Annotated in this window: 17 protein-coding genes; 6 read left to right on the forward strand and 11 right to left on the reverse strand. The window is 68.9% G+C overall.

Annotated elements, in window-relative coordinates:
* Positions 1–6: 6 nt before the first annotated feature.
* Positions 7–1,116, reverse strand: coding sequence for a hypothetical protein (locus KY572_RS03990; protein WP_224241496.1), 1,110 nt, complete (start codon positions 1,114–1,116; stop codon positions 7–9).
* 45 nt (positions 1,117–1,161) lie between these two features.
* Positions 1,162–1,701: a DUF2378 family protein gene (locus tag KY572_RS03995; protein WP_224240819.1), complete on the reverse strand. Its 540-nt coding sequence runs from the start codon at positions 1,699–1,701 to the stop codon at positions 1,162–1,164.
* 200 nt (positions 1,702–1,901) lie between these two features.
* Here KY572_RS03995 and KY572_RS04000 point away from each other — a divergent pair, with 200 nt between their 5' ends.
* Positions 1,902–2,618, forward strand: coding sequence for a hypothetical protein (locus KY572_RS04000; protein ID WP_224240820.1), 717 nt, complete (start codon positions 1,902–1,904; stop codon positions 2,616–2,618).
* Between the two features lie 27 nt (positions 2,619–2,645).
* Here the strand turns inward: KY572_RS04000 and KY572_RS04005 are convergent, their stop codons facing one another.
* The 5 genes from KY572_RS04005 to KY572_RS04025 all read right to left on the reverse strand — a co-directional run bounded on the left by KY572_RS04005 (position 2,646) and on the right by KY572_RS04025 (position 9,837).
* Positions 2,646–5,456, reverse strand: a complete 2,811-nt coding sequence (locus tag KY572_RS04005; protein ID WP_224240821.1) for a serine/threonine-protein kinase — start codon at positions 5,454–5,456, stop codon at positions 2,646–2,648.
* Between the two features lie 40 nt (positions 5,457–5,496).
* A complete protein-coding gene (locus tag KY572_RS04010) occupies positions 5,497–7,185 on the reverse strand; it encodes a C39 family peptidase (protein WP_224240822.1) in 1,689 nt (562 codons plus the stop codon).
* 92 nt (positions 7,186–7,277) lie between these two features.
* Positions 7,278–8,051, reverse strand: a complete 774-nt coding sequence (locus KY572_RS04015; RefSeq protein WP_224240823.1) for a lysophospholipid acyltransferase family protein — start codon at positions 8,049–8,051, stop codon at positions 7,278–7,280.
* 15 nt (positions 8,052–8,066) lie between these two features.
* Positions 8,067–8,849: an exodeoxyribonuclease III gene (locus KY572_RS04020; protein WP_224240824.1), complete on the reverse strand. Its 783-nt coding sequence runs from the start codon at positions 8,847–8,849 to the stop codon at positions 8,067–8,069.
* 43 nt (positions 8,850–8,892) lie between these two features.
* On the reverse strand, positions 8,893–9,837 hold the full coding sequence (locus KY572_RS04025) for an alpha/beta fold hydrolase (protein ID WP_224240825.1): 945 nt from the start codon (positions 9,835–9,837) through the stop codon (positions 8,893–8,895).
* 111 nt (positions 9,838–9,948) lie between these two features.
* Between KY572_RS04025 and KY572_RS04030 the strand changes: the two genes are divergently transcribed.
* The gene (locus KY572_RS04030; protein WP_224240826.1) at positions 9,949–10,941 is read left to right on the forward strand and encodes an aldo/keto reductase; all 993 of its coding nucleotides are present in this window, start codon (positions 9,949–9,951) and stop codon (positions 10,939–10,941) included.
* A 2-nt stretch (positions 10,942–10,943) separates the two neighbouring features.
* Positions 10,944–11,753 carry a phytanoyl-CoA dioxygenase family protein gene (locus KY572_RS04035; RefSeq protein ID WP_224241497.1) on the forward strand — a complete coding sequence of 270 codons (810 nt, stop codon included), beginning with the start codon at positions 10,944–10,946 and terminating at the stop codon, positions 11,751–11,753.
* 150 nt (positions 11,754–11,903) lie between these two features.
* Here the strand turns inward: KY572_RS04035 and KY572_RS04040 are convergent, their stop codons facing one another.
* The 3 genes from KY572_RS04040 to KY572_RS04050 form a co-directional block, all read right to left on the reverse strand.
* Positions 11,904–12,662, reverse strand: a complete 759-nt coding sequence (locus KY572_RS04040) for a DUF5953 family protein (protein WP_224240827.1) — start codon at positions 12,660–12,662, stop codon at positions 11,904–11,906.
* A complete protein-coding gene (locus tag KY572_RS04045) occupies positions 12,659–13,369 on the reverse strand; it encodes a DUF6310 domain-containing protein (RefSeq protein ID WP_224240828.1) in 711 nt (236 codons plus the stop codon). Before KY572_RS04045 ends, KY572_RS04040 begins: the two co-directional genes overlap by 4 nt.
* Positions 13,370–13,486: 117 nt before the next feature.
* A complete protein-coding gene (locus KY572_RS04050) occupies positions 13,487–15,907 on the reverse strand; it encodes a PAS domain S-box protein (protein WP_224240829.1) in 2,421 nt (806 codons plus the stop codon).
* Between the two features lie 159 nt (positions 15,908–16,066).
* Between KY572_RS04050 and KY572_RS04055 the strand changes: the two genes are divergently transcribed.
* Positions 16,067–16,861, forward strand: a complete 795-nt coding sequence (locus KY572_RS04055) for a WbqC family protein (RefSeq protein ID WP_224240830.1) — start codon at positions 16,067–16,069, stop codon at positions 16,859–16,861.
* A 12-nt stretch (positions 16,862–16,873) separates the two neighbouring features.
* On the opposite strand, the gene KY572_RS04060 is transcribed toward KY572_RS04055, so the two are convergent.
* The gene (locus tag KY572_RS04060) at positions 16,874–18,565 is read right to left on the reverse strand and encodes an ATPase (protein WP_224240831.1); all 1,692 of its coding nucleotides are present in this window, start codon (positions 18,563–18,565) and stop codon (positions 16,874–16,876) included.
* Positions 18,566–18,682: 117 nt separating this feature from the next.
* Between KY572_RS04060 and KY572_RS04065 the strand changes: the two genes are divergently transcribed.
* Both KY572_RS04065 and KY572_RS04070 read left to right on the forward strand, forming a co-directional pair.
* Entirely contained in the window at positions 18,683–20,341 is a 1,659-nt protein-coding gene (locus tag KY572_RS04065) for an acyl-CoA dehydrogenase family protein (protein ID WP_224240832.1), read from the forward strand.
* A 9-nt stretch (positions 20,342–20,350) separates the two neighbouring features.
* The gene (locus KY572_RS04070) at positions 20,351–23,311 is read left to right on the forward strand and encodes an ATP-binding protein (RefSeq protein WP_224240833.1); all 2,961 of its coding nucleotides are present in this window, start codon (positions 20,351–20,353) and stop codon (positions 23,309–23,311) included.
* Positions 23,312–23,620: the final 309 nt, after the last annotated feature.

The raw sequence follows: 23,620 nt of genomic DNA on the forward strand, positions 1-23,620 counted from the left end.
CTGGCCTCACTGCCTCCCGGTGGGAGAGATCGACGGGAGGGCCTGTGCCGCCTTCGCCCGGCGTGCCTTCAATATCGTGGGCACGCTGAGCACCAGCATCGCGACCATCACCAGCAGGGCTCCGACGAGCTCGCGCCCGCTCACGCCCCGCTGCCCCAGCCAGAGCGAGAGTGCCCCGGTGGCCAGCACGCCCGCGAGGATGCTCGAGGCCCGGTTCACCGGCACGGTGAAGGCATTCTCCCGGTGATCGAGCAGGATGAGGCCGCCGAAGACCCCCGTCCCCTGGGACAGCAGCCCCACGCTCAGCTCCTCGAGCATGTGCCCCCGCGCGAAGAACCCCGTGAAGCCCTCGCGGATCTCCAGCATCGTCTGCCCCTCGCCCACCAGGGCCAGGATGCCGAGCGTGAAGAAGATGGCGGGCGAGGCCACCATCATCTCCTCCACGAAGTAGCGGGTGCTCGCCGCCTGATCCTCCGACTTGGCCAGGTTGCTCATGGCCCGCAGCCGGATGAAGTAGGCCAGCAGGTACACCGCGAGATCGATGATCGCCGCGATCGACATCCGCAGGTCCGCGCCCGGGCCCGTGGCGACGATCACCGCGCCCAGGCTCAGCCCCAGCGCCACCCAGGACGGCCACCGCACCTGGCGCTTGCTCACCGCGTCCACGATGGGGGCGAGCATCAGCACGCCGCCGCGCATCATCAGCATCATGAAGACGATGGAGGTGCCATCGAAGGTGTACGCCAGGGTCGTCGTCCCGATGATGGCCGCCGAGCACAGCCCGGACAGGAACGTCCACATCCCGGGAACCGGGATGCTCACCCCCCACACCGTGCGGTGGTGCGCGTACCGCCACCAGCCCTTCACGGAGAGGAAGACGATCATCCCCATGAAGGAGGCGAACGTGGAGGCCGGCAGCAGCGCGAACCCAGCGATGCCGTCCTCCATCCCCTCCAGCAACCCGCTCGAGAGCGCCTTCGTCAGCGCGCTGTAGGGCGCGTAGCAGGCGAAGTAGCCGAAGGCATATCCCCAGATGGCGAGGTCACGTCGGTTCGAGATCGCGTCCAGGGCAGCCTCCAGGTGGTTCCGCCAGTATCGCGCAAACCCGGCTCCCATGACCAAGGGGGGGGCCGTTCTCCCAGCGGCCAGCCGAGCGGAGGCTCAGGGCCGCCACACGACGCGGTACGTCACCTCGTCGCCCTGTCTGGAGGACTGCGTCACCTCGAGCTCCGGCACCCCGGAGTGAAACAGGGTCTGGTAGACGAGGCCCCGGTAGTAGCCGGGGCGGCTCACGAAGTTGAACCAGAGCTCGAAGGTCGCGGGCCCCAGCTGCAGCAGCCGCGTCTCCGTGAAGTTGTTCGCCGTCCGGAAGGTGCGGTTCATGCGCTCCAGGGCGCGGTGCGGACCGATGGTCTTCACCAGCCCCTTGATGGCTCGCCCCATCTGGGTCTGCGTGTAGATGTCGATGAAGGCCCTGCCCGCCTCGAACTGCCCTTCTTCCGGGGGCAGCTCCGGCCACCGCTGCCGCACCACGAAGTCGATCAGCGCGGCGTGGGTCTCCACCGAGTAGGCCGGTAGCAGAGGCTTGCTCAGGTCGATCCCCAGCGCATCCAGCCCGGCGATCTGCTCGGGAGGAATGGGGCGCTCCAGCACCTGGAGCACGCTCTCCATCGTGTTCTCGAAGACGACCTTCTCAGCCACGAGATTGGCGTATCATGTTTCACGGAGCCTGGTAGCGCAGATCCTCCACCACCACCGGCGACAGGGGCCGGGAGACGCACGCGAGCACATGGCCCAGAGGGCGCTCCTCGGGCCACAGGCCGTTGGGCTCCGCCCCTCCGGAGGCGGGAATCTGGCGGTCGGCCTGTCTCCGCCGACGGGCGGACGACTAGACTGCGTGCGTGTCCACCGCGCGCCTCGTGCTCTGCCTCACCGTGCTGACCTCGAGCCTGGGCTTCGCCCAGACGCCCGAGGAGAGCCCTTCGCCCACCTCCCCGGCCCCGCTTCCGCCCCCACCTCTCGTCCCCGCGCCCGAGAAGAGCGAGCCTGCCGAGCTGGAGCCGCCTCCCCCGGGAGAGTCGATCCCGTACACCTACCGCCCCTCGACCCAGGAACGGTCCTCCGCGAAGCGGCTCCTGTTCCAGACGCTGGCCGGGGCCGGAACTGGCGCCCTGGCCGGCATCGCGGGCGTCTTCACCGGGTTCCTCCTCGTCGGCAATGACTGCTCCGATGCCGAGTGCGCCATCCCCGTGCTGGGCTCCATGAGCCTGGGCATCCTGCTGGGCACTCCGCTGGGGGTCTACGGGGTCGGCCGAGCCATGGATGGCCACGGGAAGTACTGGGCCTCCCTGGCGGGGACGACGCTCGGCTCACTCGCGGGGATCACGCTGGCCGTCGTCTCCGCGTCGGCCGACAGCGATGGGCTCGTCCTGCTCAGCCTCATGTTGGGCCCCATCGTCGGCGCGGTCCTCGGCTACGAGCTCTCCAACACCAGCGAGCCGCCCCTGCCCGGCCCCGCCGTGAGCGCCTCCTCGTCCCGCGCTGGCTTCCAGTGCCTCCCCGTGTTCAGCGTCACCCGCTCGGGTGGCATCCTCGGAGGCTTCGCGGGGCGGTTCTGACGCCGCCTGCTCCGAGGTGGCGAGCCCTCAGCGCGACTTGCGCCTGGCGGGGCGCTGCTTCTGGACGACGCGCGGTGGCGGCGCGGGCTCCTCGGCATGCGCGCCGAGCCAGGCGTCGATCTCCGCCGCCTCCTTGGGCTTCTCCAGCTTCACGTACAGGGCACGCGCCTTCCGGGCCTCCTCGCGCGCGGGCTCTGGGGACTTCGCCCCATCCCACAGCGCCTTGGCCAGCGCGAACCCCGTCTGCGCCAGCCCCTCGGGCTCGGTGTCCTCGTAGGACAGCGCCTTGCGCAGCGGCTCGATGGCCTCGGCGGCATTGCCCTTCGCCAGCAGCGCCTGACCGACGCCGTCGTACGAGTACGAGAGGTCCGGGTGGTCCTCGCCCAACACCTTGCGCTTGATCTCCAGGGCCTCGCCGAACGTCTTCACCGCCTCGTCGTAGCGCTTCAGCGCGATGAAGCTCATGCCCAGCTCGTCCAGCGTGTCGGCCACGGCGGGATGCTCCGGCCCCTGCGTGGCCCGGCGCACCTCGAGCGCCTGCCGCACGTGCGCCAGCGCCTTCTCCAGATCGCCGCTCTCGCGGTACGCGGTGGCGAGCATGGTGTGGCGCGTGGCCACCTCCGGGTGCTGCTTGCCCTTGGCCGTCTCCGTCTGCCGGAGCGACTCGCTCAGCAGCGCGATGGCGCGCGGGTAGTCCGCCATGCGCAGCGCGGCCAGGCCCAGCCCGTGGCTCACCTTCGCCCGCTTCGGATCCTCGGGCCCCAGCGTGGACTCCGCCAGCGCGCGGGCCTTCTCGAAGTAGTCGCGGGACTCCTGGTAGCGGCCCTGCAGCAGCGCCACGTAGCCCAGGTTCCCCATCAGATCGAGCGCCAGCGGCGGCTCGCTGCCCACGCGGCCGAGCACCGCCTGCGCCACCTGGCCCCACCGCTTCGCCTCCTCGGGGTGGCCGTTGTTGGCGAAGACGTAGACGAGCTTGGTGAGCACCTCCAGCCGCACGCGATCGGACCGGCCGGACTCCGCGCTGTCGAAGGCCTGCTCGAGCTGGCGGATGCTGTCCTCCGCCTCGCCAGCCTGCTGGAGCAGCCAGCCCAGGTGGTAGCGAAGCTCGGCCTCGAGCGGGCGGTACGCGGTGGCGACCACCTCGGGCTCCAGCTTCCGGGCCAGCTCCACGCCGGCCTTGTACCGGCCCGCGTCGTGGAGCGCCTTCACCTGGGAGAGCTGATCGCCCAGCTTCTCGACGCTGGCGCGCAACGCCGCGTCCGCAGGCAGCGGAGGCTGCTCGGCCAGCGAGGCGATGTCCTGGCAGGGCTGGAGCGAGGGCAGCGCCGCGGCGGCATCCACCGCGCGCTCCACCACCTTGGCGTCCGCCTCGGCCAGCAGGCCCGTCAGCGCCGCGAGATCCTTGCGGCGCCGATCCAGGCACACCATGCGCATGGAGAGCAGCTCCTCGGTCTGCTCTCCGCGCACGCGGGTGGCCTCGCAGGCCTCGGTGTGCATGCTCGACCAGGCGCCCGCGTAGCCATCCAGGGCGCGCACCACCTTGAGGGCCGTCTCCGCCGCGAAGGGCTTGCCGGTGGCCGCGAAGGCCGCCTCCAGCTTCTGCCGCGTCTCCGGGCTCCACGCGGAGGCCACCAGCGCCTGCGAGCCCGCGCACACCCGGCTCTGCTGGTACATGAACCCGCCCACGCCGAGCGAGGCCAGCGCCATGGCGCCCACCGCCGCCAGCGCACCCCGCCGCTGCACGCTGCGCTGCTGCTGCGCGAGCGCCTCCAGCAGCGCCTCCATGGAGGGGAAGCGATCCTCGGGGTTCAGCGACAGCCCGCGCATCACCGCGCGGCGGACCGAGGAGGGGATCTTCGCGTTCGCGGGCGGCTCCTTGGCGGCGGTGGAGTGCGGCAGCTGGCGCCACACCTCACCCGTGCCGGCCGAGGCCCTCGAGGTCTGCGCCGCCGTCCGGGCCACCTGCCGCGGCTCGAAGGGCCGCTTGCGGTACAGCGCCCAGTACAGCGAGGCGCAGAAGCTGAACTGGTCCGCGCGCCCGTCCACGCCCTCGCCCAGGTACTGCTCGGGAGGCATGTACTGGGGGGTGCCCATGATGACGTTGCTGTCGGGCAGCTCCAGCGCCACCGGCTCGCCGGAGCGCTCCTCGCGCGCCTCGAGCTCGCCCGCCAGGCTCTGCTCCTCGGCCTCGGCCAGCTCGGCGAGCCGGGCCAGGCCGAAGTCCAGCACGCACACGCGCCCGGTCTCGCCGACGAGCACGTTGGCCGGCTTGAAGTCCCGGTGCACCAGGCCCGCCTTGTGCGCCGCCATCAGCCCGCGGCCCGCCTCCAGGAAGACGCGGAGGACCTCCTGCCAGGTGTGCTGCTCCTTGCGGATCCACGTGCTGAGGGTGCGGCCCTGGATGAACTCCATGGCCACGAAGACCTGGTTGTAGAAGGTCCCCACGTCGTAGACGGAGATGACGTTGGGGTGGGAGATGCGGGCCATGGCCTGGGCTTCCCGCAGCATCCAGGCGCGCGCCGTGTGCCCGTCGGGCGTCTGCTTGTCGGGGCGCAGCAGCTTGAGCGCCACCTTGCGATCCAGGTCGGGATCGTAGGCCGAGTACACCACGCCCATGCCGCCCTGCCCCAGGGGCTTGAGCAGCACGTAGCGCTCGATGCGCGTGCCGCGTGGCAGCTCGTAGTTCTCCTCCGGGCCCTCGATCGAGGGCTGGGACGCGGAGGCGGAAGACATCCCGGGCCGGGAGCGCGCGGACGGCGGCCGCTCCTCGCGGGTCGGCATGTCGGCGTCAGCCTCGGGCCCGGGGCGAGGCCGGGGCTCGGTCTTGGAATCCTCCATGGGCCCGGCATCCTAGGACATGGGGCAAGGCCCCTACGCCCTAGAATCCATCCCCCCACATCTTCTTGCCGACACCCGGATCCTTCTTGTCCATCCGCTCGATCAGCTCCAGCACGCGGCGATCGCGGGGGGAGTCGCTCTTCTCGAGCTTCTCTAGGGTCTCGTAGGCGCTCAGGTCTCCGCGCGCCTTGCCCTGACGCAGCTCGCGAGCGAACTCCTCCACGTCCTTGTCCTTCGGCGTCACGGACTCGGTCTTGTCGGAGCGCCGCGGGCCGTGCCTGTCCCCGTAGCGGACGTCCAGGTGGTAGTTGTTGCGCCGCTCGTTGGCCTCCATCTTGGAGTTCTGCTGCTCCGTCGTCGGCTCCTTGAACTCGGTGTCGACGCCCTCGAACAGCTCGTCCGTGGCCGTGAAGGCATCGGGGTTGGGGTTCTCCAGGGCGGCGGCGGTGGCGGCAGCCTCCTTCGTGGTGGTGGCTACGAACTCGGCCAGGGAGACCGTCTTGTCGGCCGCCGCAGCCACCGTCGCCTTCTCGTCCACCGTGGGCTTCTTCTCGGGCGCCAGCGTCACAGCGGGCATCTCCACCGCCGTGGGCCTCTTCTCAGGCGCCAGCGTCAGCGCGGGCCGCTCCCCTGTCGCGGGCCTCTTCTCGAGCGTCGGGGTCGCCGGCAGCTCCGTGAGCGAGGGCTTGCGGGCCAGCGTCGGACCGATGACGGGCATCTCCGAGCGGGTCGGCGTCCGGGGCGCCACCGCCGGCAGCTCCGTGAGCGAGGGCTTGCGGGCCAGCGTCGGACCGATGACAGGCATCTCCGAGCGGGTCGGCGTCCGGGGTGCCACCGCCGGCAGCTCCGTGAGCGAGGGCTTGCGCGCCAGCGTCGGGCCGATGACGGGCATGTCCGACTGGGTCGGCGTCCGGGGCGCCACCGCCGGCAGCTCCTGCGTGGTGGGCGTCCTGGCCAGCGTGGGGCTGATGACGGGCATGCCCTCCTGGGACAGCGTCCGAGGCGCCACGGCGCCCTCCGCGCTGACGGGAGACGAGACCGACTCGGAGCCCTTGCCCTCGGAAGCGGCCGCGGCGACGGCGCCGACGGCGGCGGCAATGGACGCCTTGGCTCCCAGGAGCTTGCTGGACTCCGACGGGCTGGCGACCGGGATCAGCATGCCCCCATCCGGCGGGGCGCGGAGAACGGCCTCCTGAAGCTGCTTGGGAGACACCGCATACGGCCGGTTGTGCAGCGGATCGGAGATGATGTAGTCGCCGTTCCGCGTCATCCCCTGGATCAGCACGTAGTGCGCGCTGTCCTGGCGCGCCCTCGGATCTCTCGTGCGGACCTGGGCGATGACCATGTGGCCCTGGTTCAGGTGCTGCTTCAGCTCCGCATCGCTGTAGTTGGCGCCCAGCGCGTCGCCGGCCAGGGGCACATTCACGCGCTCGAGCATCTTCGTCACGCCCTCGGGGTCGGTCCCGTTGCGGGTGACGATGTCATGGCCGAGCTGGCTGATGAGCTGGGCGTCGGTGAGGTCCCCCATGCTCCCGTGCCCCCGCGCCACCATGGCCACCACGGCCGGAGCGCAGTTGTAGGCACCGTTCACATAGTCCTTGTCGGCCCCTCGGGGATGGAGCTGATTGACCTGGGGAATGGGCTTCCACCCCTTGGCGGCAGCTTCTGCGCCCAGGGGTGCGGAGGAAGCTCGCGATACATCGGTCCGGAAACGGAGGTGGAAGGACATAGTTCAGAGGCCTTCGGTCGATCGGATGCGCCAATCCTCCTTTTCGTACTTGCAGGACAAAAGTTTCCTGCCCCCCCTGCGATTTCTCCGGATCAGGCCGGCCGGGCCCCGGCGTCTGCGTCCGGAGCGGCGCCCGTCAGGGGGAGCAGCTTCGCCCGGAGGGCCAGGATCTGTTCACGAGCCAACTGCTTGAGCCGCTCCACGTCCGCCAGCGTCATCCCCTGGGTGGAGATGGGGGTCCCCACCGTCACCAGTCCTCGGGAGGTAGCGAACCGCCAGGAGTGCTTGGGCAGTGCCCGCCGCGTGCCGCTCACCGCCAGCGGCAGCACGTCCGCGCCCGTCTCGATGGCCAGGCGGAACGCCCCGTCCTTGAAGGGCAACAGCTCATCGGTCTTCGAGCGGGTGCCCTCGGGGAAGATCATCACCGGCATCCCCTTGGCGAGCCACCTGGCGCACTGCGCCATGGCGCCCTTGGCGGACCCCTGGTCTCCGCGCGTCACGGGGATGTCCCCGGCCAGCCACATGCTCCAGCCGACGGCGGGGATCTTGAAGAGGCTGGCCTTGCCCAGCCACTTCATCTCCCAGGGCAGATAGGAGATGAGGAAGGGGTCCGCGTTGGACTCGTGGTTGCTGACCACCACCGTGCGCGGCGACAGGCGCTTGGGCACGGGGCCATGGACGCCAAAGCGCCAGAAGGGCGTCAGCTTCGAGGCCGTCACTCCGATCAGCCGGAAGCACCGCCCGGCGATCACCTTGCGGCGATCGAAGGGCCAGGTGACGACGGCGACCACGAACTGGACGAAGAAGCCCACCAGGGCGACGAGGCCAATCTCCAGCCACGTATAGATCGAGAGCAGAGCATTCATGGATGGCCGGAGCAGTTACCGGATCTTCGGATCCAGATCCACGCTCACCGGACAGTGATCGGAACCAAACACCTCGGGGTGGATGGCCGCGCGCTTCACGAAGGGCATGGCGCCGTGCGAGGCCAGCACGTAGTCCAGCCGCCAGCCGATGTTGCGCGCCCGCGCATCCAGCCGCTGCGTCCACCAGGAGTAGTGCCCGCCGCCCTTGTTGAAGAAGCGGAAGGTGTCCACCCAGCCGGCGCGGATCCACCGGTCGAACTCCTCGCGCTCCTCGGGGCGGAAGCCGCTCGTCTCGCGGTTGTCCTTGGGGCGGGCCAGGTCGATCTCCTGATGCGCCGTGTTGAAGTCGCCCACGACGAGGATGCGCTCGCCATCCCGGCGCGCCTTCTCCAGCCGATCGAAGAGCCGGCGGTAGAAGTCCAGCTTGAAGGGGATGCGGCTGTTGTCCCGGTTCTTGCCGTTGCCGTTGGGGAAGTAGGCGTTGACGATCGTCAGCCGGCCGAAGCGCGCCACCTGCAGGCGCCCCTCCACGTCCACCTCCTTCAAGCCCAGCTTCGTCTCCACGTCATCCGGCGCGTCCCGAGCGAACAGGCCCACGCCGCTGTAGCCGGGGCGCTCGGCGGAGACGAAGTGCGTGCGCCAGCGCTTCAGGGCCCGCAGCTCCTCGGGGATCTGCTCTTCTCGGGCGCGGACCTCCTGCACCGCCACCACGTTGGCCCGCGCCCCGGTGAGCCAGCGCTCGAACCCCTTCTTGTGGACCGACCTCAGCCCATTGACGTTCCAGGAGACGACTCGCACGCGGTGCTTATGGCGTGTGGGCCCCTGGCCGGTCCAGTCGAAATCACGGCGCCATGGAGGCCGGCTCGATCCCCTGCTCCACCAGGAAGGACCGGACGGCGTCGGCGATCTCGCTGCCGGCCTCCACCAGCCCCGCGTGCCCCGCGTCCCTCACCAGCAGCCAGCGCGCCTGGGGCAGCACCTGGCGCATCTGCAGCATGTCGCTGAGCGGGACGATGAAGTCGTTCTCGGCCGCGATGATCTGCGTGGGTACCTGCACCCGGGCCAGCACGTCCCAGGCGTGGCCCTCGAAGAGGCCCTGGAACGTCTTCCAGAAGGCCTCGGGGCTCATCCGGTGCACGGCGGCGAAGAACTCGTCGAGGTCCGCGCGCGGAGCCCGGGCTCGTAGCGTCCCCGTCAGGCGGCCGGCCGGGTAGGCGAGTCGGCTGGTCAGGAAGGCACGCACCAGGGGGGAGGCCCAGGGCACCAGCGGCGTGGACGCACCCACGGCCTGCCGCACCGTGCTCAGCCCGATTCGCGCCCACCGCTCCTGCCTCCAGGCCCACATCACCCCGGGAGCCCCCGCGATCAGCGTCAGCGCGGGGAACAGCTCCGGCCGCCGGCGGTACAGCTCCAGGACGACGCGCACGCCCATGGAGAAGGCGATGTGGTGCGGCGGCCGCCCGTCTCCCCGCCGCATCATGTCCTCGATGACACGCTCCAGATCGTCCACGTGGGTGGCGACGGAGTAGTCCCCATTCCGGGACTCCTCGCTGTGCCCGTGGCCCCGGTAGTTCCAGTGCACCACCCGGTGGTCCTGCTCGAGGTTGGCGACGATGTAGCGCCAGAAGTTCTCCGAGGTGCCGATGCCGTTGGTCAGCAGCACCGGAGGCCGGGAGGCCATCTCCCGCTCCGAGTCCTCCTCGGGCAGATCGCCGCAGTGCGTGTGGTACGCGACCCGGGTGCCATCCGGGGCGGAGACGAAGCGGGTGACGCGGCGGTAGGGCATGGGCCTGGGAATAGATGGGGAGGCACTCCCCAGGGTGCAAGCACCCCTGGCTGCCCACCAGCCCTCCTCGCGACGCTGGACGTCGTGCCCCGGGGCGCCGAGAGTGTGCTCATGAGCACTTCCGATGCCCGGCTGGCTCCCTGGCTTGCTCCCCGCCCCACCGGGGAGTCCCGTCCGCCCGTGCTGTCCCTGGGGACGATGAACTTCGGCAAGCGCACCCCTGCCCCCGAGGCCAGGCGCATCGTCGACCGGGCCCTGGAGCGGGGCGTACGGTTCTTCGACACGGCCAACGTGTATGGCAACGGAGAGTCGGAGCGCATCCTGGGACAGGCGCTCCGGGGCCGGCGCGCCGAGGTGGGGATCGCGACGAAGGTGGGCCTCCTGCGGATGCAGGGGCGTCCGGAGGGGCTGTCCGCCGCGCGCGTGGAGCGGGCCCTGGAGGAGAGCCTGGAGCGGCTGGGCACCGACTACGTGGACCTCTTCTATCTGCACCAGCCGGATCCAGCCACGCCCATCGAGGAGACGCTGGAGGCCGTGGGCCGCGTGCTCCGGGCGGGCAAGGCGCGCCACTGGGGCGTGTCCAACTTCGGCGCGTGGCGGATCCTGGAGCTGGACACGCTCTGTGATGCGCGAGGCCTGCCCCGCCCCGCCGTCTCCCAGGTGCTCTACAACCTGCTCGTGCGCCAGATCGAGCTGGAGTACCTGCCCTTCACCCGCCGCTACCCGGTGCACACCACCGTCTACAACCCGCTCGCGGGCGGAGTGCTCGTGGGCCGCTACACCCCCGGCGCTCCCCCGCCCCCGGACTCCCGGCTCAGCTCCAACCGGATGTACCAGGGCCGCTACGGCTCGGATCGGCTGCTCGAGCAGGTGGAGCCCCTGCGCGAGGTGGCCCAGGCCGAGGGCATGGATCTGGTGACGCTGGCCTACGCGTGGCTCGCGAACCGCCCGGGGGTGGACTCCATCCTGGTGGGCCCTGGCTCCGTGGAGCACCTGGACGCCGCGCTGGAGGCCTGCGCCCGCTCCGTGTCCCCGGCGGGGCTGACGCGGCTCGACGCGCTCCACCAGGCCTTCGTGGGCACGGATGCCCGCTACGCGAGATGAGCATGCTGAGCGTGGATCCCAGCGGCTTCGATGTGGCCTCGGCGCTCGCGCACTACGCCGAGCACGGCTACGCCCGGCTGGGCAAGGTGCTGGACGACACGGGCCTGGAAGCCCTGCGGGAGCGCGCGGACGATCTGATGCTGGGTCGCGTGGCGTACCCGGGCCTCTTCTTCCAGATGGACGCGCCCTCCGGCCGCTACGAGGACGCGCCGCTGGGGCTGGGCTGGCAGGGGCCGTCGCTCGACTACCGCAAGCTGGAGAAGCTGGAGCTGGATCCACGCTTCCGGGCGTGGCTGGAGAACCCCCTCTTCGAGCGCATCGCCCGCGCCGTCATCCCGGACGACATCGTCCTGTACCGTGCCATCCTCTTCCACAAGGGCCAGGCCGGCGGCAGCAACCTGCCCTGGCACCAGGATGGGGGCCGGCTCTGGGGCATCTCCCAGGAGCCCGAGCTGCAGATCTGGACCGCCCTGGACGACGCGCCCGTGGATGGCGGCTGCCTGGAGGTGGTGCCCGGGACCCACCGCGGCGGGCTCGTCACCCCGCTGGGTGGCGTCATCCCTCCGGACCGCGTGGCAGCCGCTGACGCCGAGGCCCGCCGGCTGCTCCTGCCCGTCCAGGCAGGCGAGGTGCTGCTCATCCACAACCACATCTGGCACCGCTCCGGGCCGAGCCGCACCGGGCAGCGCCGCCGCGCCTTCTCCACCTGCTACATGAGCGCGAAGACGCGGTGTGTGCGGAAGAAGAAGGCCCCGCGCGTCTTCCCTCCCGTCTTCCGCCGCGAGCCGGGAGACACGCCACCTGGAAGGTAGGGCAAGAGGGCTGACCTGGCCGACCGCCACCATCGAAGGCCCCTATGCCTTCTATGACAAGATGGCGAGCGGTTTCGCCCGGGAACACGCCAACAGGCTCCTGGCCGCCTGGAGCAACTAACATCCTCGCGGTGGCATCAGGCCCGGAACTCAGCGCGGAATCGCGCGCCCGCCGATCTCCGGGAAGCGCTCATACGCGCGGATGAGCGCCTCCAGGTGAGAGGGGTTGTCGAGATCGAGCGGCGTATCCGTGAGCCGAACGACCCACCCGCCGCTCTCGGTACGCCGCGCCCGAGAGAGGAGTTCTGCATCGAGGGCAGGCTCCGGGAACCCGATGGCTTGTGCGGCAGCGGCAGACCAGTAGTTCAGCCACCCGAGGTGATGGGGAATCGCTGGCGAGCGAATGTGCTTGGGGAGGTTCAGTGCTGGGAGCCCCCGGGGAGGAACATGCGGCTGATCCATCGAGTGGCGAACCTGTTTCGCCATCTCCGGCGCCACGCCGTCCGGCAACACGCGCCCCCAGAATGCGCGGGCGCCTTCCGCCACGCCCTCGAGTACACCCGGCGCTGCCGCGATCATGGCCTCGCCCAGCGGCACCTTTGCATGGACTTCAAATTGTGACTGGCCGCCCGCACTGAGGCCCGCAGGTCTTCCCCAACCCGAAACCGTTACGGGGTAACTCTCGTCGCCGTTACACAGCAGTGGGAACTCCCCGCGCGCCGCCGCCTCAGCGAGCCACCCATCGCGCTGCGGCAACGCGATGAGCCGCCCCTCCTCGGACACTTCCCACTCCAAGCTCACACCGGGGAGCGCCCGTTCGATTCCGTGGACGACTGCGAGCGTGCGACCGTCGTTGCCCACAAGCGCAGGTGCGTAGACGATAAGGTTAAGGGTTCGCCGCCTGGTCATCGCTTGCACCCCGTGACGACAACATTGAGGGTGATATCCGCCTCAAGCAACGCGTCTTTGTGCGCTTGAGTGCTCACCCCAACGACGAACTCATAGCCGCATGCCTCCGCGGTGTAGCGCTCTTCCTGCAACAATGGCAGTTGCTTCAGGATCGTCCGCTCCCGGATAAAGTCAGGGTACGTGTCAAAGCGATGGGTCTTGATCTCCCACAGTACACGCACGCCGACTTGCAGCGCATCAAAGCGCACACCGCCGACGCGCACGTCCATTCCAGGGTAGCGGTTCGGCGGGAACTTATCGGCACACTCGTCATGCGGGTCATCCTCGCCAGCGTGAGGCACCGGGATGGGGTCGCACTCCAGGCGGCGCTCCGCCGTCTCAGGGGCAGGCGGGTCCCTCCTGTTCGCGTTGGACGTGTCCGGTTTGGGGTTCGCCTCCGGCTCCTGCGAGGCCCAAGGAGCGTCTGCGGCCCAAAGGCCCGGCTCTCGGGTGGGCGGCAACACGCGCTTGTGAGGGCTCCGCGGCAGGGGCTGGGGGCGAACCTGCCCTGGCTGCCCACGGGTGGGTAGGCCCGTGCCGGGCGTAGCGGGTGGGCGCACTGGCGCCCAGGCGTAGGTCTCAGGCTCCCCTTGAGAGGTGGCGCACCCAGCGACGACGACGGCAACGGCAACGGCTTGGCGGAGTGCGCTGCAAGTTCGGAAGTGCATTCCACGTCCTTTCAGCGACGAGGGGAACGGTGCCAGCAGCGCTCGCGGCAGGAACGTGCGCCGCCGCGAGCACGGGAGCGCGGGCAGGCAGAGGCGGGGAGCAGCCGTGAGCGCCTATCAGCTGGCGCGCGGGCCCGCGCTGGAGGACGCGGGGACGGCCGCAGCCCCCTCCCTGGGCTCCACCCGCACCGCTGGCGTGGAGCAGGACTCCCGGAAGCCTCGGGCCGAAGGGAAGATGAGCCGGAACGTCGTCCCCTGCCCGACCTGGCTCTCCACGGAGATCTCCCCGCCGAAGCGGGTGATGATGCCCTGGCACACGAACAGCCCCAGCCCCGTGCCCACCCCCACCGGCTTGCTGGTGAAGAACGGATCGAAGATGCGCGAGCGCATCTCCGGCGGAATCCCGGCGCCCGTGTCGCTCACCTCGACGATCACGTGGCCCTGCACCGCGCGCAGCTTCACGCGGATCTCGTTGCGGTCCGGGTGCCCCTCCGGAATGGCCTGCGCGGCGTTGATCAACAGGTTGAGGAAGACCTGCCCGAAGCGGCTCTCGCTGCCCTCCACCGGGGGCACATCCGCGTAGTCGCGCACGACCCTCGCGCGATTGCGCAGCTCCGCCCGGGCGATCGTCAGCGCCGACTCGAGCACATTCTGCAGGTTGACGACGGTGGGCGCGTCCTCCTCCGCGCGGGAGAACGTCTTCAGGTCGGCGACGATGTGCTTCACCTTGTTGGCGCCCATCTCCGCCTCGCGAAGCACCTCCTCCGCCTCCGCCAGCCGCCCCGGGGGCAGCTCGCCCGCCAGCGCCCGCACCTCGCCGGCCAGGAAGGCCAGGTTGGAGATGACGAAGGTCAGCGGCTGGTTGATCTCGTGCGCCACGCCCGCCGCCAGCGTGCCCATGGCCGCCAGCCTGTCCGACAGCACCAGGCGCGACTGCATCTGCTTGCGCTCGGTGAGATCGCGCGCGCTCACCACCGTGGCCGGCTCGCCGTCGAAGACGAGCGTCATCCGGCTCACCTCCGCCGTCATCACCCGCCCGCCCCGCCGCAGGAAGCGCAGCTCGCTCGTCCCCGAGCGCACCTGCGCGGGGGCCACGTCCAGCATTCCCGTGGCCTGCGCCCGATCGTCGGGGTGCACGAACTGGAGCACCGACATGCCCACCACCTCCGGGCGCGACAGCCCCAGGAAGCTGAGCGCGGACGGGTTGACGTAGACGAGCGGCCCGCCCCGGTGCACGAAGATGGCCTCCGGCGAGCCCTCGATGAGCGCGCGGAAGCTCTCCTCGGAGCGCCGCATCGCCGCCTCCATCCGCTTGCGCTCGGTGATGTCCAGCGACACCGCGGCCAGGAAGCGCCGGCCCGCCCCATCCCGCACGATGAAGCGGTAGGTGAGCCAGCAATGCTCTCTCCCGTCCGGCGCGAACACCTGCGCCTCGGTGGTCGAGGGCTGCCCGGACTCGAGCACCTCGCGATCCTTCTGACGCAGGTGCTCCACCGCCTCGTCCGGCATCAGCGGGCGCTCGGCGGACGCCGGCTGCTGCGCCGACTCCAGGCGGAAGAAGCGTCGGTAGGGCTCGTTGGCCCACACGCGCCGCCCCTCGGAGTCCTTCATGTAGGCCAGCGCCGGGCTGTTGTTCATGAAGGAGGAGAACAGCTCCTGCGACTCCTGCAGCGCGGAGAGCGCGGCGGCGCGCTCGGAGGCCAGCGCCTGCTTGGCCTCGAACTCGGTGGCGTTGGCCAGGGCGGCGCCCAGCATCACCGCCAGCAGCTCCATGGTCCGCGTCTCCTGCTCCGTGAAGGCATGCGGCCGCAGGGACAGGATGTTGAGGCCTCCCACCACCCGATCGCCATGCCGCAGCGGCACGGCGATCATGGAACGGATGCCGATCTTGCGCGTCGCCTCCACGTTCACGCGCGGATCCCGCTCGGTGTCCGCCGAGTACAGCACCTCGCCTCCCAGCAGGGAGGCGCCCGTCAGGCTCTCGTGCACCGGCAGCCGGAAGCCCTGGAAGGCCGCCACGCAGCCCACGGTGATCCGGTAGACGAGCGTGTTGCCTTCCAGCATCCCCACCGCCGCGCCATCCGCCCGGCACATGGAGCGTGCATGCTCGCAGATGCGCTGCATCACCAGCTGCAGCTCCAGCCCGGCGTGCAGCAGCTCGCTCTGGAGCTGGACGATGTCCGCCAGCCTCGCCACCTCGCCCCGGCCGCGCTCGCGCAGGGACTGATCGGACGCGGCGCGCCGCTGGGCCAGCAGCGTCAGCCGGCCTCGCACGTCCGCGGGCGGGAACGGCGCGACCAGGAACTCATCCACGCCCGCCGTCAGCAGGGGCGACAGCTCCTCCTCGTCCAGCGACGCGGCCAGGCCCAGCACCAGCAGCCCGTGCGGTGAGGCGGCGCGCAGCGACTCGAGCCACCGCGCGCCCGTGGTCAGCCGCGAGGCCTCCACCGCCACCACGTCCATCGACTCGCGCGCGAGGATGCGTCCCGCCGCCACCAGGTCGGACTCGACCAGGGTGTCGTGACCCAACCGCCGCATCTCCTCGAGGAGGGACGGGTGTGGGTCCGCTGTGACGAGCAGAATCCTCATTTCTCAGAGCCTTGGAATACCTATCGTTAGGAATCGAACCAATCATTTCGACCATGGCTGAAAGAGTCCAGAGCGAATGGGCTTCTGGGGCGGAAGATGTCGGGTGATATGCTCCCAGTCGTGTCTGCAACTCCGGGAGTCCTGGTCGCCGAGCAACCTCACTACCTGCCCTGGCTGGACTTCTACGAGCAGGTGGCTCGGGCGAGCACGCTGCTGATCCTGGACAACGTGCAGTGGCTGAGGCGGGGCTGGCAGCGGCGGACGCGGGTGGCGCTGCCGCACCACGTGCCCACTCCGTCGCCCAGCGAGCCGGGCTTCCAGTGGCTCTCCATCCCCCTGGAGGGAGCACACCGGGACACCCTGCTGTCGGAGCTGGCGGTGGATGCCAGCCAGCCCTGGGCGCGCAAGCACCTGCAGGCCATCACCCTGCTCTACGGCAAGCGGCCATACTTCCGCGCGCAGGTGCTGCCACGGCTGGAGGCCTTCTACGCGAAGGTGGCGCAGGCGCGAGGGCCCGGCTCGCTGCTGAGCACGCTGCTGGAGAGCATGGCGGCGTTCTACGAGCCGCTGGGCCTCGGCCCGAGCGTTCGGCTGGCCTCCACGCTGGAGCGCTCGCACCCGGACAAGACGGGGCGGCTGGCCTCGTACTGCGTGCAGCTGGGGGCGGACACGTACTACTCGGGCACGGGCTCGACGCTGTACCTGCAGCCTGGGGCGTTCCGGGACGTGGGGGTGCGGCTGCTGTGGCAGCGCTTCCGCTACCCGGCCTACCCGCAGGGCCGGGAGGGCCGCTTCGTGCAGGGCCTGTCCATCGTGGACGTGCTGTCGAACGTCCCGGTGGAAGAGGTGCGCAAGTGGCTCGAGCCCTCGCCGTGGGGGCCCTTCGCGCCGCCAGCGGGCTGAGCTCGCGGGTGGCTACTGCGTCTCGTCGCTCGGCGGTGGAGGCGGCGGTGCGCGCGGCGCGGAGCCCGACTTGTCGAAGCGGACGAAGTAGCTGCGCACGGCGCGATCCAGGAGCACGGGGTTGAGCTGCGGCGGGATGCCCAGGTAGTTGGCCATGTCGATCACCTGATCGAGCAGATCGCGTGGCTGGCAGGCGGCGAAGGGGCGGCCCACGGCGCGGTAGTGCTTGTCGATCAGGTACTCCACCATCTCCGGATCGAACGGCACGTTGCGCTTGTGGCAGATGGCCTCGAAGATCTCGAAGAACTGCTCCTCGTCGGGGCGCTGCACCTCGAGCTTGTAGCGCACGCGGCGCAGGAAGGCGTCGTCCACCAGGTCCGAGGGCTCCAGGTTGGTGGAGAAGGCGGTGAAGACGTCGAAGGGCACCTGCACCTTCTTGCCCGTGTGCAGGGTGATGTTGTCCACGTCGCTCTCGAGCGGGACGATCCACCGGTTGAGCAGGTCCGTCGGGGAGACCTTCTGCCGCCCGAAGTCGTCGATGAGCAGCATCCCGTTCATGGCCTTCATCTGGAACGGGGCCTCGTAGTACTTCACCTCGGGCGAGTAGACGAGATCGAGCATCTCCAGCGTCAGCTCGCCGCCCACGACGACGAGGGGGCGCTTGATGCGAACCCAGCGCCTGTCGTACGGCTGGGAGCCGGGCTCATCCTCGACGGCGGTGTGGAGGATGCCATCGTAGAGACGGACGATGAAGTCGTCGATCATGATGGCGTGGGGGATGAAGATCTCCCCCTCGAAGCAGTTGACCATGCACTGGCAGATGGCCGTCTTGCCGTTGCCGGGCGGGCCGTAGAAGAAGATGGCGCGCCCGGAGTTCATCGCGGGGCCGATGCCGTCGAAGATGTAGTCGCGGATGCTGAGGTCGCCGAACTTGTCCTCCATGCGGGCGCGGGTGATGCGGTTGCCGCGGACGGTCTGCTTCTTCACGGCGTAGACCCAGTCCTGGATGGGGACGGGCGCCGGGCCGTTGTAGCGGTTGCGATCGAGGATCTGCCGCATCAGCTCGGTGGCGTACGAGGTGAGCTGGTAGATCATCGTCGACTTGCCCACGCCGGAGGCGCCGCCGCCGCGGATGTCCAGGTACTTCTGGCGGCGCAGGCCCTCGATGACTTCATCCACGATGGCGGAGGGCAGCTTGAGGCGGTTGGAGATGTCCATGCCCCGCATCTCGCCGGCGAAGAAGACGGCCTTGAGGATGAGCTCCTCCACCATGGCGACGTTGAGGCCCGCCTCCTCGATGGTGCGAGGCTGCTGGGGAAAGAACCCCTTGGGGGGTGGCGCGGAGGGATCGATGGCGCGGCGCTGGGCGGTGCCGCCCATGCGACGGTCGGGGCTGGAATACGGAGCGGCCGAGGCACGGCGCTCGGGGCCCGGAGGGGGAGCCGAGACGGTACGGCGCTCGGGGCCGGCATAGCCGCCCGGGTTGGGCGCACGGCTCTGGGTCAGGTTCTCCTGGGGCGGCGGCGGTGGCGGCCCCGGGAGGGCGGGCATGGCGTTGGTGCCCCCCTTGGGACGGGGCGGCGAGGCCAGCGGCGCGGCGGGGACCCTGGGTGTCTCGATGGGGGTGACGGTGCGGGTCAGGTCGGTGGTGATTTCGGGAGGCTCGAAACCCGGGGGAGTGCCTGGCCGCTTGAACTCGGGCATGGGCCCTAGCCTACCCCATCTCCTGGAATTCTCCGCTTCCACCCTGGGAGACCCGAGGGGCGGAGGGGGTACGGAAGGGCACGTCAGCCCACCGGAGGTGGTGCTAGTTTTGGGGGTATGAGCTTCTTCCAGGAACCGCCCCGCCTCGGCAACCAGTACGATGATGATGCGCTGCTGCAGTCCTACCTCGCCCGCCAGCTCCCCGAGGAGCTGCGGCGCTCCGTGACGGAGGAGCTGCGGGAGCTGGGCGAGCTGAGCGGGAAGTACTTCTACGAGTTCCAGCTTCGGGATCGGCTGAACGAGCCGGTGCTGACGCAGTGGGACGCGTGGGGGCAGCGGGTGGATCGGATCGAGCTGACGCCGCTGTGGAAGGAGGCGGAGGCCCTCACGGCGAAGCGGGGCCTGGTGGCGGTGGCGTACGAGCAGAAGAGCGGCGCGCTGAGCCGGCTCCACCAGTTCGCGCTGAACTACGTGATCCAGCCGTCGCTGGACGTGTACTCGTGCCCGCTGGCGATGACGGACGGTGCGGCGCGGACGCTGCTGCAGCTGGGCAACCAGGAGCTGATTTCTCGCGCCCTGCCCCACCTGGCGTCGAGGGATCCGGCGACGTTCTGGACGTCGGGCCAGTGGATGACGGAGCGCACGGGTGGCTCGGACGTAGGGCTGACGCAGACGGTGGCCAGGCAGACGCCGGAGGGCTGGCGGCTGTACGGGACGAAGTGGTTCACGTCGGCGACGACGTCGCAGATGGCGCTGACGCTGGCCCGGCCGGAGGGTAATGGGCCGGGCGGCAAGGGGCTGGCGCTGTTCTTCGTGGAGACGCGCAACGCGGACGGGCGGCTGAATGGCATCTTGATCAACCGGCTGAAGGACAAGCTGGGGACGAAGAAGGTGCCGACGGCGGAGCTGACGCTGGACGGGACGCTGGCGGTGCCGGTGGCGGGGCTGACGGACGGCATCCGGAACATGGCGTGGATGCTGAACGTGACGCGCACGTGGAACGCGATGGGCAGCGCATGGGCGATGCGGCGGGCGATGGCGCTGTCGAAGGACTACGCGACGCGGCGGGTGCAGTTCGGGGCGAAGCTGGCGGAGAAGCCGCTGCACGTGGACACGCTGGCGGGGATGGAGGCGGAGACGCACGGGGCGTTCCTGATGGCGTTCCGGGCGGCGGAGCTGCTGGGGCGGATGGAGGCGAAGGTGGCGACCGAGGAGGAGCTGCTGCTGCAGCGCCTGGTGACGCCGCTGGCGAAGCTGACGACGGGCAAGCAGGTGGTGGCGACGACGTCCGAGGCGGTGGAGGGCTTCGGCGGGGCGGGCTACGTGGAGGACACGTACCTGCCGCGGCTGCTGGCGGACGCGCAGGTGCTGAGCATCTGGGAGGGCACGACGAACGTGCTGTCGCTGGATGCGCTGCGGGCGCTGGCGAAGGAAGGGACGCTGGACGTGTTCCACGCGGACGTGGAGCGGCGGCTGGCGACGGCGAAGGACTCGGGGCTGAAGCCGTGCGTGAGGGCGGCGGAGGATGCGCTGGAGCACGCGCGGAGCTGGGTGTCGGGCGCGCTGGCGAACCCGATGGGGCTGGAGGCGGGGGCGCGGCGGTTCTCGCTGACGCTGGGGCGGACGCTGGAGCTGGCGATGCTGGTGGAGCACGCGCAGTGGTGCCTGGACAACGGCCACGGGCCGCGGGTGCTGGCGGCGGCACGGCGGTTCACGCGGCACGGCGTGGACCTGATCTCGGACATGGATCTGGATGACTCACGGCTGTTGGCATAGGTCGCCCTCTTGAAGCGGCACAGGCCCTCCAAGAAGAGCCTCGACCCAGCGGAAGCCAAGAAGGAGGTGGAAGAAGTCTTTTCCACCTACCGAAGTTCCCTGGCCAGCGCCCGAGACAACGAAGCAACGACTCGGATAACGCTGGTGGACAGGATTCTGGCTGCCGTCGGCTGGCAGCCAGAAGAGATTGATCGCGAAGTCCCCTCGGGAGTGGGGACATTTCTCGACTACGAGCTATGGGACAACGAGCGCCCGTGGATGCTGATTGAGTCCAAGCGTGCGGGAGATCCGTTCAAGCTCGAATCCAGCGCCAGGTCGTCAACCACGACCGAGTTTCATGACATCGGCAGATTACTCCGAAGTGGAGGGCGCGATTTAAAGGAGGCATTCACCCAGGCCGCCGAGTACTGCAACAACTGTGGAATCCCCCTGGCTTGCATCACCAATGGGGTGCAGTGGCTCTTCTTCCGGGGACTCTCATCGCCTGATCGGCCCTGGCATCACGGCGTCGCGCTGACCTTCGCGACGATGGATGAGGTCATCAACCGGTTCGACACCTTCTTCATGTCCATCGGGCGGACGTCCGCCGGGACCCAGCATCTCCTCCAGCATCTGGATCGCCCCTCTCCCGCGGCACCGCCCACCGCCTTCGTTCCCAACGAGTACCTGAAAACGCGCAAGCCCGATCCCAACTCGCAGACGACACCTCATCTGCGCGCCGTTTGTGACTTCCTGCTAGGTGAGATTCACGGTGCCAATCGTCAGGAGATGATGCGGCATTGCTATATCGAGCCTGGCGTCGAGGCAGAGTTCGAGAAGAGCGTTCAGCGTCTGCTGCGTGACACCGCCCAGACGCTCGAGAGCACTCACGACACCATTGCCCACGTGGACTCGAGACGCTTCGTCGAAGAGGTCTCCATCCAAGAGAGCTTGGCCAAAGCCCAGGACCCGATCGTCGTCGTCGGCCATGTCGGAGCCGGGAAGACCACCTTCCTCCATAAGTCCATTGCGCGATTCAGGGAGGATCACTCCGCCTTCTGTTCCATCATCAACCTTGAAGGTCATGGGCATGGAGGCAACCTCAACGCCGCCGAAGAAGAGAAGCGAGTTGCCGCCCAGATCCTGAAAGAGCTCCCTACGGCGGCCCGCGCCGTCCTCGCGCAGCGAGAGGATGTTTCCAGCGCCGAGAGAGAGCAGGCAGATCCCTTTCATGGCGAGACCCTGAAGAATCTCTTTCAAGAAGAGCTCGCGATAGAGCGGAGGCTGGGAGCCAAGGTCTGGGCTTCGAACCCAGCCGCATGGGATCAGAAGGAGTACGAGATCCTGGCGGCGTCTCGTCAGAATGTCGGTGAGCTGCTGTTTCGCTTCTTGCGTTATCTGCAGGAGCGTTTCCAGGACGCGGCCCAGCGCAAGTACCCGATCCTGGTGATGCTGGACAACCTCGATCAAGCCACTGACGAATATCAGCGATGTATCTACGGATTCGCGCAGCGGCTCTCCAGGGATACTCCCGCGGTCATCGTCATCTGCTTGCGCGAGGACACGTACGCACGAGGCAAGGAACCTGGGGGCTTCTTGACGTCCAGTTCCCTCCCCTTCGTCTTCCACGTGCCGGCTCCACCGCTGGACAAGATGCTCCGTCAGCGCGTGGAGTTTGGAGAGTACGCCTTGAGGCAGCGGCTGCTCCCGATGCCTTGGATGTACCAGCCGCCTGGAGTCCAGGAGGTCTGCAGGCTCCTGCGCACCGTGTTTCTCTCGTCAGGTTCCGAAGCACTGGAACTGCTGGCATGCCTCTGCGGCAACAGTATTCGCCAGGGACTCTCCCTCGTCCGGTCGGTGGTCCACGGGTCCACTGCCACGCGGGAGCAGCCCCACAGCGGAGCCGCCTATGCTCTCGAGTGCCTCTTATCGAGCCTTGGTCAGGAAGAGCTCAAACCGCTCCTGTTCAACTGCTTCGATGCCGATCCAGCAACTCCCCCGTATCACGCCCTGCGCGTTCGGATCCTCGGCTACTGCTCCTGGGCCTCCGCTTCCGTCAACGAGCGCCCATTGCTCGAGGCAACAGATCAGATCCAGGGCCGGTTTGCCGAATGGGGCTACCCCGTAGCGATGGTGTACTCCGCCATCGATGCCCTGCTGACGGGCGGCATGCTAAAGCCCTTCGCTGAATCCGAGCGGGGCAAGTTCCGCAAGGGGGATCGGCTCCCCAGGCGGATAACCCTCACGGCTGCAGGCCATGCCCACATCTCCCGATTGCTCAGTCTGCCTGCATACAGGGCAGCCATGGCATGCATCACGCGCTGGTATGACGAAGACATGGGGAAGCACTTCGTGAAGCGCTCACAAAGAGGTGTGTCATCTGAGGGGGAACCTACTGTTGGCGACATCGTTGCATCGGGCGCGCTGGAGATCTTCGATGCTTATCTGAACCAGTTCGTTGCCCGGGAGGATCACCAGCTTGCGGCCCCTATCAAGACCCATACCTGGGCCATTGAGACCCTTTCTCGAGCCGCTCGCGTTGTCGCCAATCCCATTCATGACGTATCTCCAGGACACGTTGAAGTTACCGTGGAGCAGTCGGGCACGACTCGTGCCGATGCCAGGCAAATGAATCTGGCGTTGAACCTGGATGAGCCCTCAGAACGCTCGGCTCTTCCCCGGCTTGGCGCGGGGATAGACTACAAAGGAAGCCAATACATTCCACGCATCCTGTGGGCGCTCGAATGGGCGCACCTGCATAAGGCCGGGCGGCTGTCGGCTGTTGGTATCGCCAAGGTGCTCAAGACCCATTGCGACCTGGACGAGACTCCCTCCGGCGTCTCGAAAGCATTGAGCCTGCTCAAGGGGGATTCACGAGCCGTGGACTTCTGGGCCATGCTGGGACGCAGTTACGAGATAACGGCGGCTGGCCGTAAGGTTCTTCACGGGATCCTCGCCGCTCACTCCCGCTCGTCCCGACCCAGGACCTGACATATACCGAACCGACGGTGAAGCCACCCCGCCTCATGGGTTGGACGCATGGGGGCCAATCTGGCTCGTCATCGAGACGGACGAGCCGGTGGATTCCGTGGTCAGGAGCTGGCCCCCGAAGCTGCTCGGCCGAGTGGCCGACGAAGTGGTCGAGCACGAGCGCGTGCGCGCGTTGTTGCACCGAGGGTTTATCTCGATGGATGTCTCTGGCGAGGACATGCCGGAGGCTTTGGTCACCACGGAGGAGCGCGTCGCGGTTCTGCTCGGGGTGGAGTCGAAGGGAATCGTGCCAGCGATTCCCGCAGCCCC

The sequence above is a fragment of the Hyalangium gracile genome (assembly GCF_020103725.1).
Lineage (GTDB): Bacteria > Myxococcota > Myxococcia > Myxococcales > Myxococcaceae > Hyalangium > Hyalangium gracile.

Bases quoted from the DNA above. Each gene is read 5' to 3' on its own strand.
- KY572_RS04025 (WP_224240825.1), bottom strand. From the start codon at position 9,837: ATGCCCTACCGCCGCGTCACCCGCTTCGTCTCCGCCCCGGATGGCACC.
- KY572_RS04055 (WP_224240830.1), top strand. From the start codon at position 16,067: ATGCTCCCAGTCGTGTCTGCAACTCCGGGAGTCCTGGTCGCCGAGCAA.
- KY572_RS04030 (WP_224240826.1), top strand. From the start codon at position 9,949: ATGAGCACTTCCGATGCCCGGCTGGCTCCCTGGCTTGCTCCCCGCCCC.
- KY572_RS04035 (WP_224241497.1), top strand. From the start codon at position 10,944: ATGCTGAGCGTGGATCCCAGCGGCTTCGATGTGGCCTCGGCGCTCGCG.
- KY572_RS03990 (WP_224241496.1), bottom strand. From the start codon at position 1,116: ATGGGAGCCGGGTTTGCGCGATACTGGCGGAACCACCTGGAGGCTGCC.
- KY572_RS04065 (WP_224240832.1), top strand. From the start codon at position 18,683: ATGAGCTTCTTCCAGGAACCGCCCCGCCTCGGCAACCAGTACGATGAT.
- KY572_RS04010 (WP_224240822.1), bottom strand. From the start codon at position 7,185: ATGTCCTTCCACCTCCGTTTCCGGACCGATGTATCGCGAGCTTCCTCC.
- KY572_RS04045 (WP_224240828.1), bottom strand. From the start codon at position 13,369: ATGCACTTCCGAACTTGCAGCGCACTCCGCCAAGCCGTTGCCGTTGCC.
- KY572_RS04015 (WP_224240823.1), bottom strand. From the start codon at position 8,051: ATGAATGCTCTGCTCTCGATCTATACGTGGCTGGAGATTGGCCTCGTC.
- KY572_RS04005 (WP_224240821.1), bottom strand. From the start codon at position 5,456: ATGGAGGATTCCAAGACCGAGCCCCGGCCTCGCCCCGGGCCCGAGGCT.
- KY572_RS04060 (WP_224240831.1), bottom strand. From the start codon at position 18,565: ATGCCCGAGTTCAAGCGGCCAGGCACTCCCCCGGGTTTCGAGCCTCCC.
- KY572_RS04040 (WP_224240827.1), bottom strand. From the start codon at position 12,662: ATGACCAGGCGGCGAACCCTTAACCTTATCGTCTACGCACCTGCGCTT.
- KY572_RS04050 (WP_224240829.1), bottom strand. From the start codon at position 15,907: ATGCGGCGGTTGGGTCACGACACCCTGGTCGAGTCCGACCTGGTGGCG.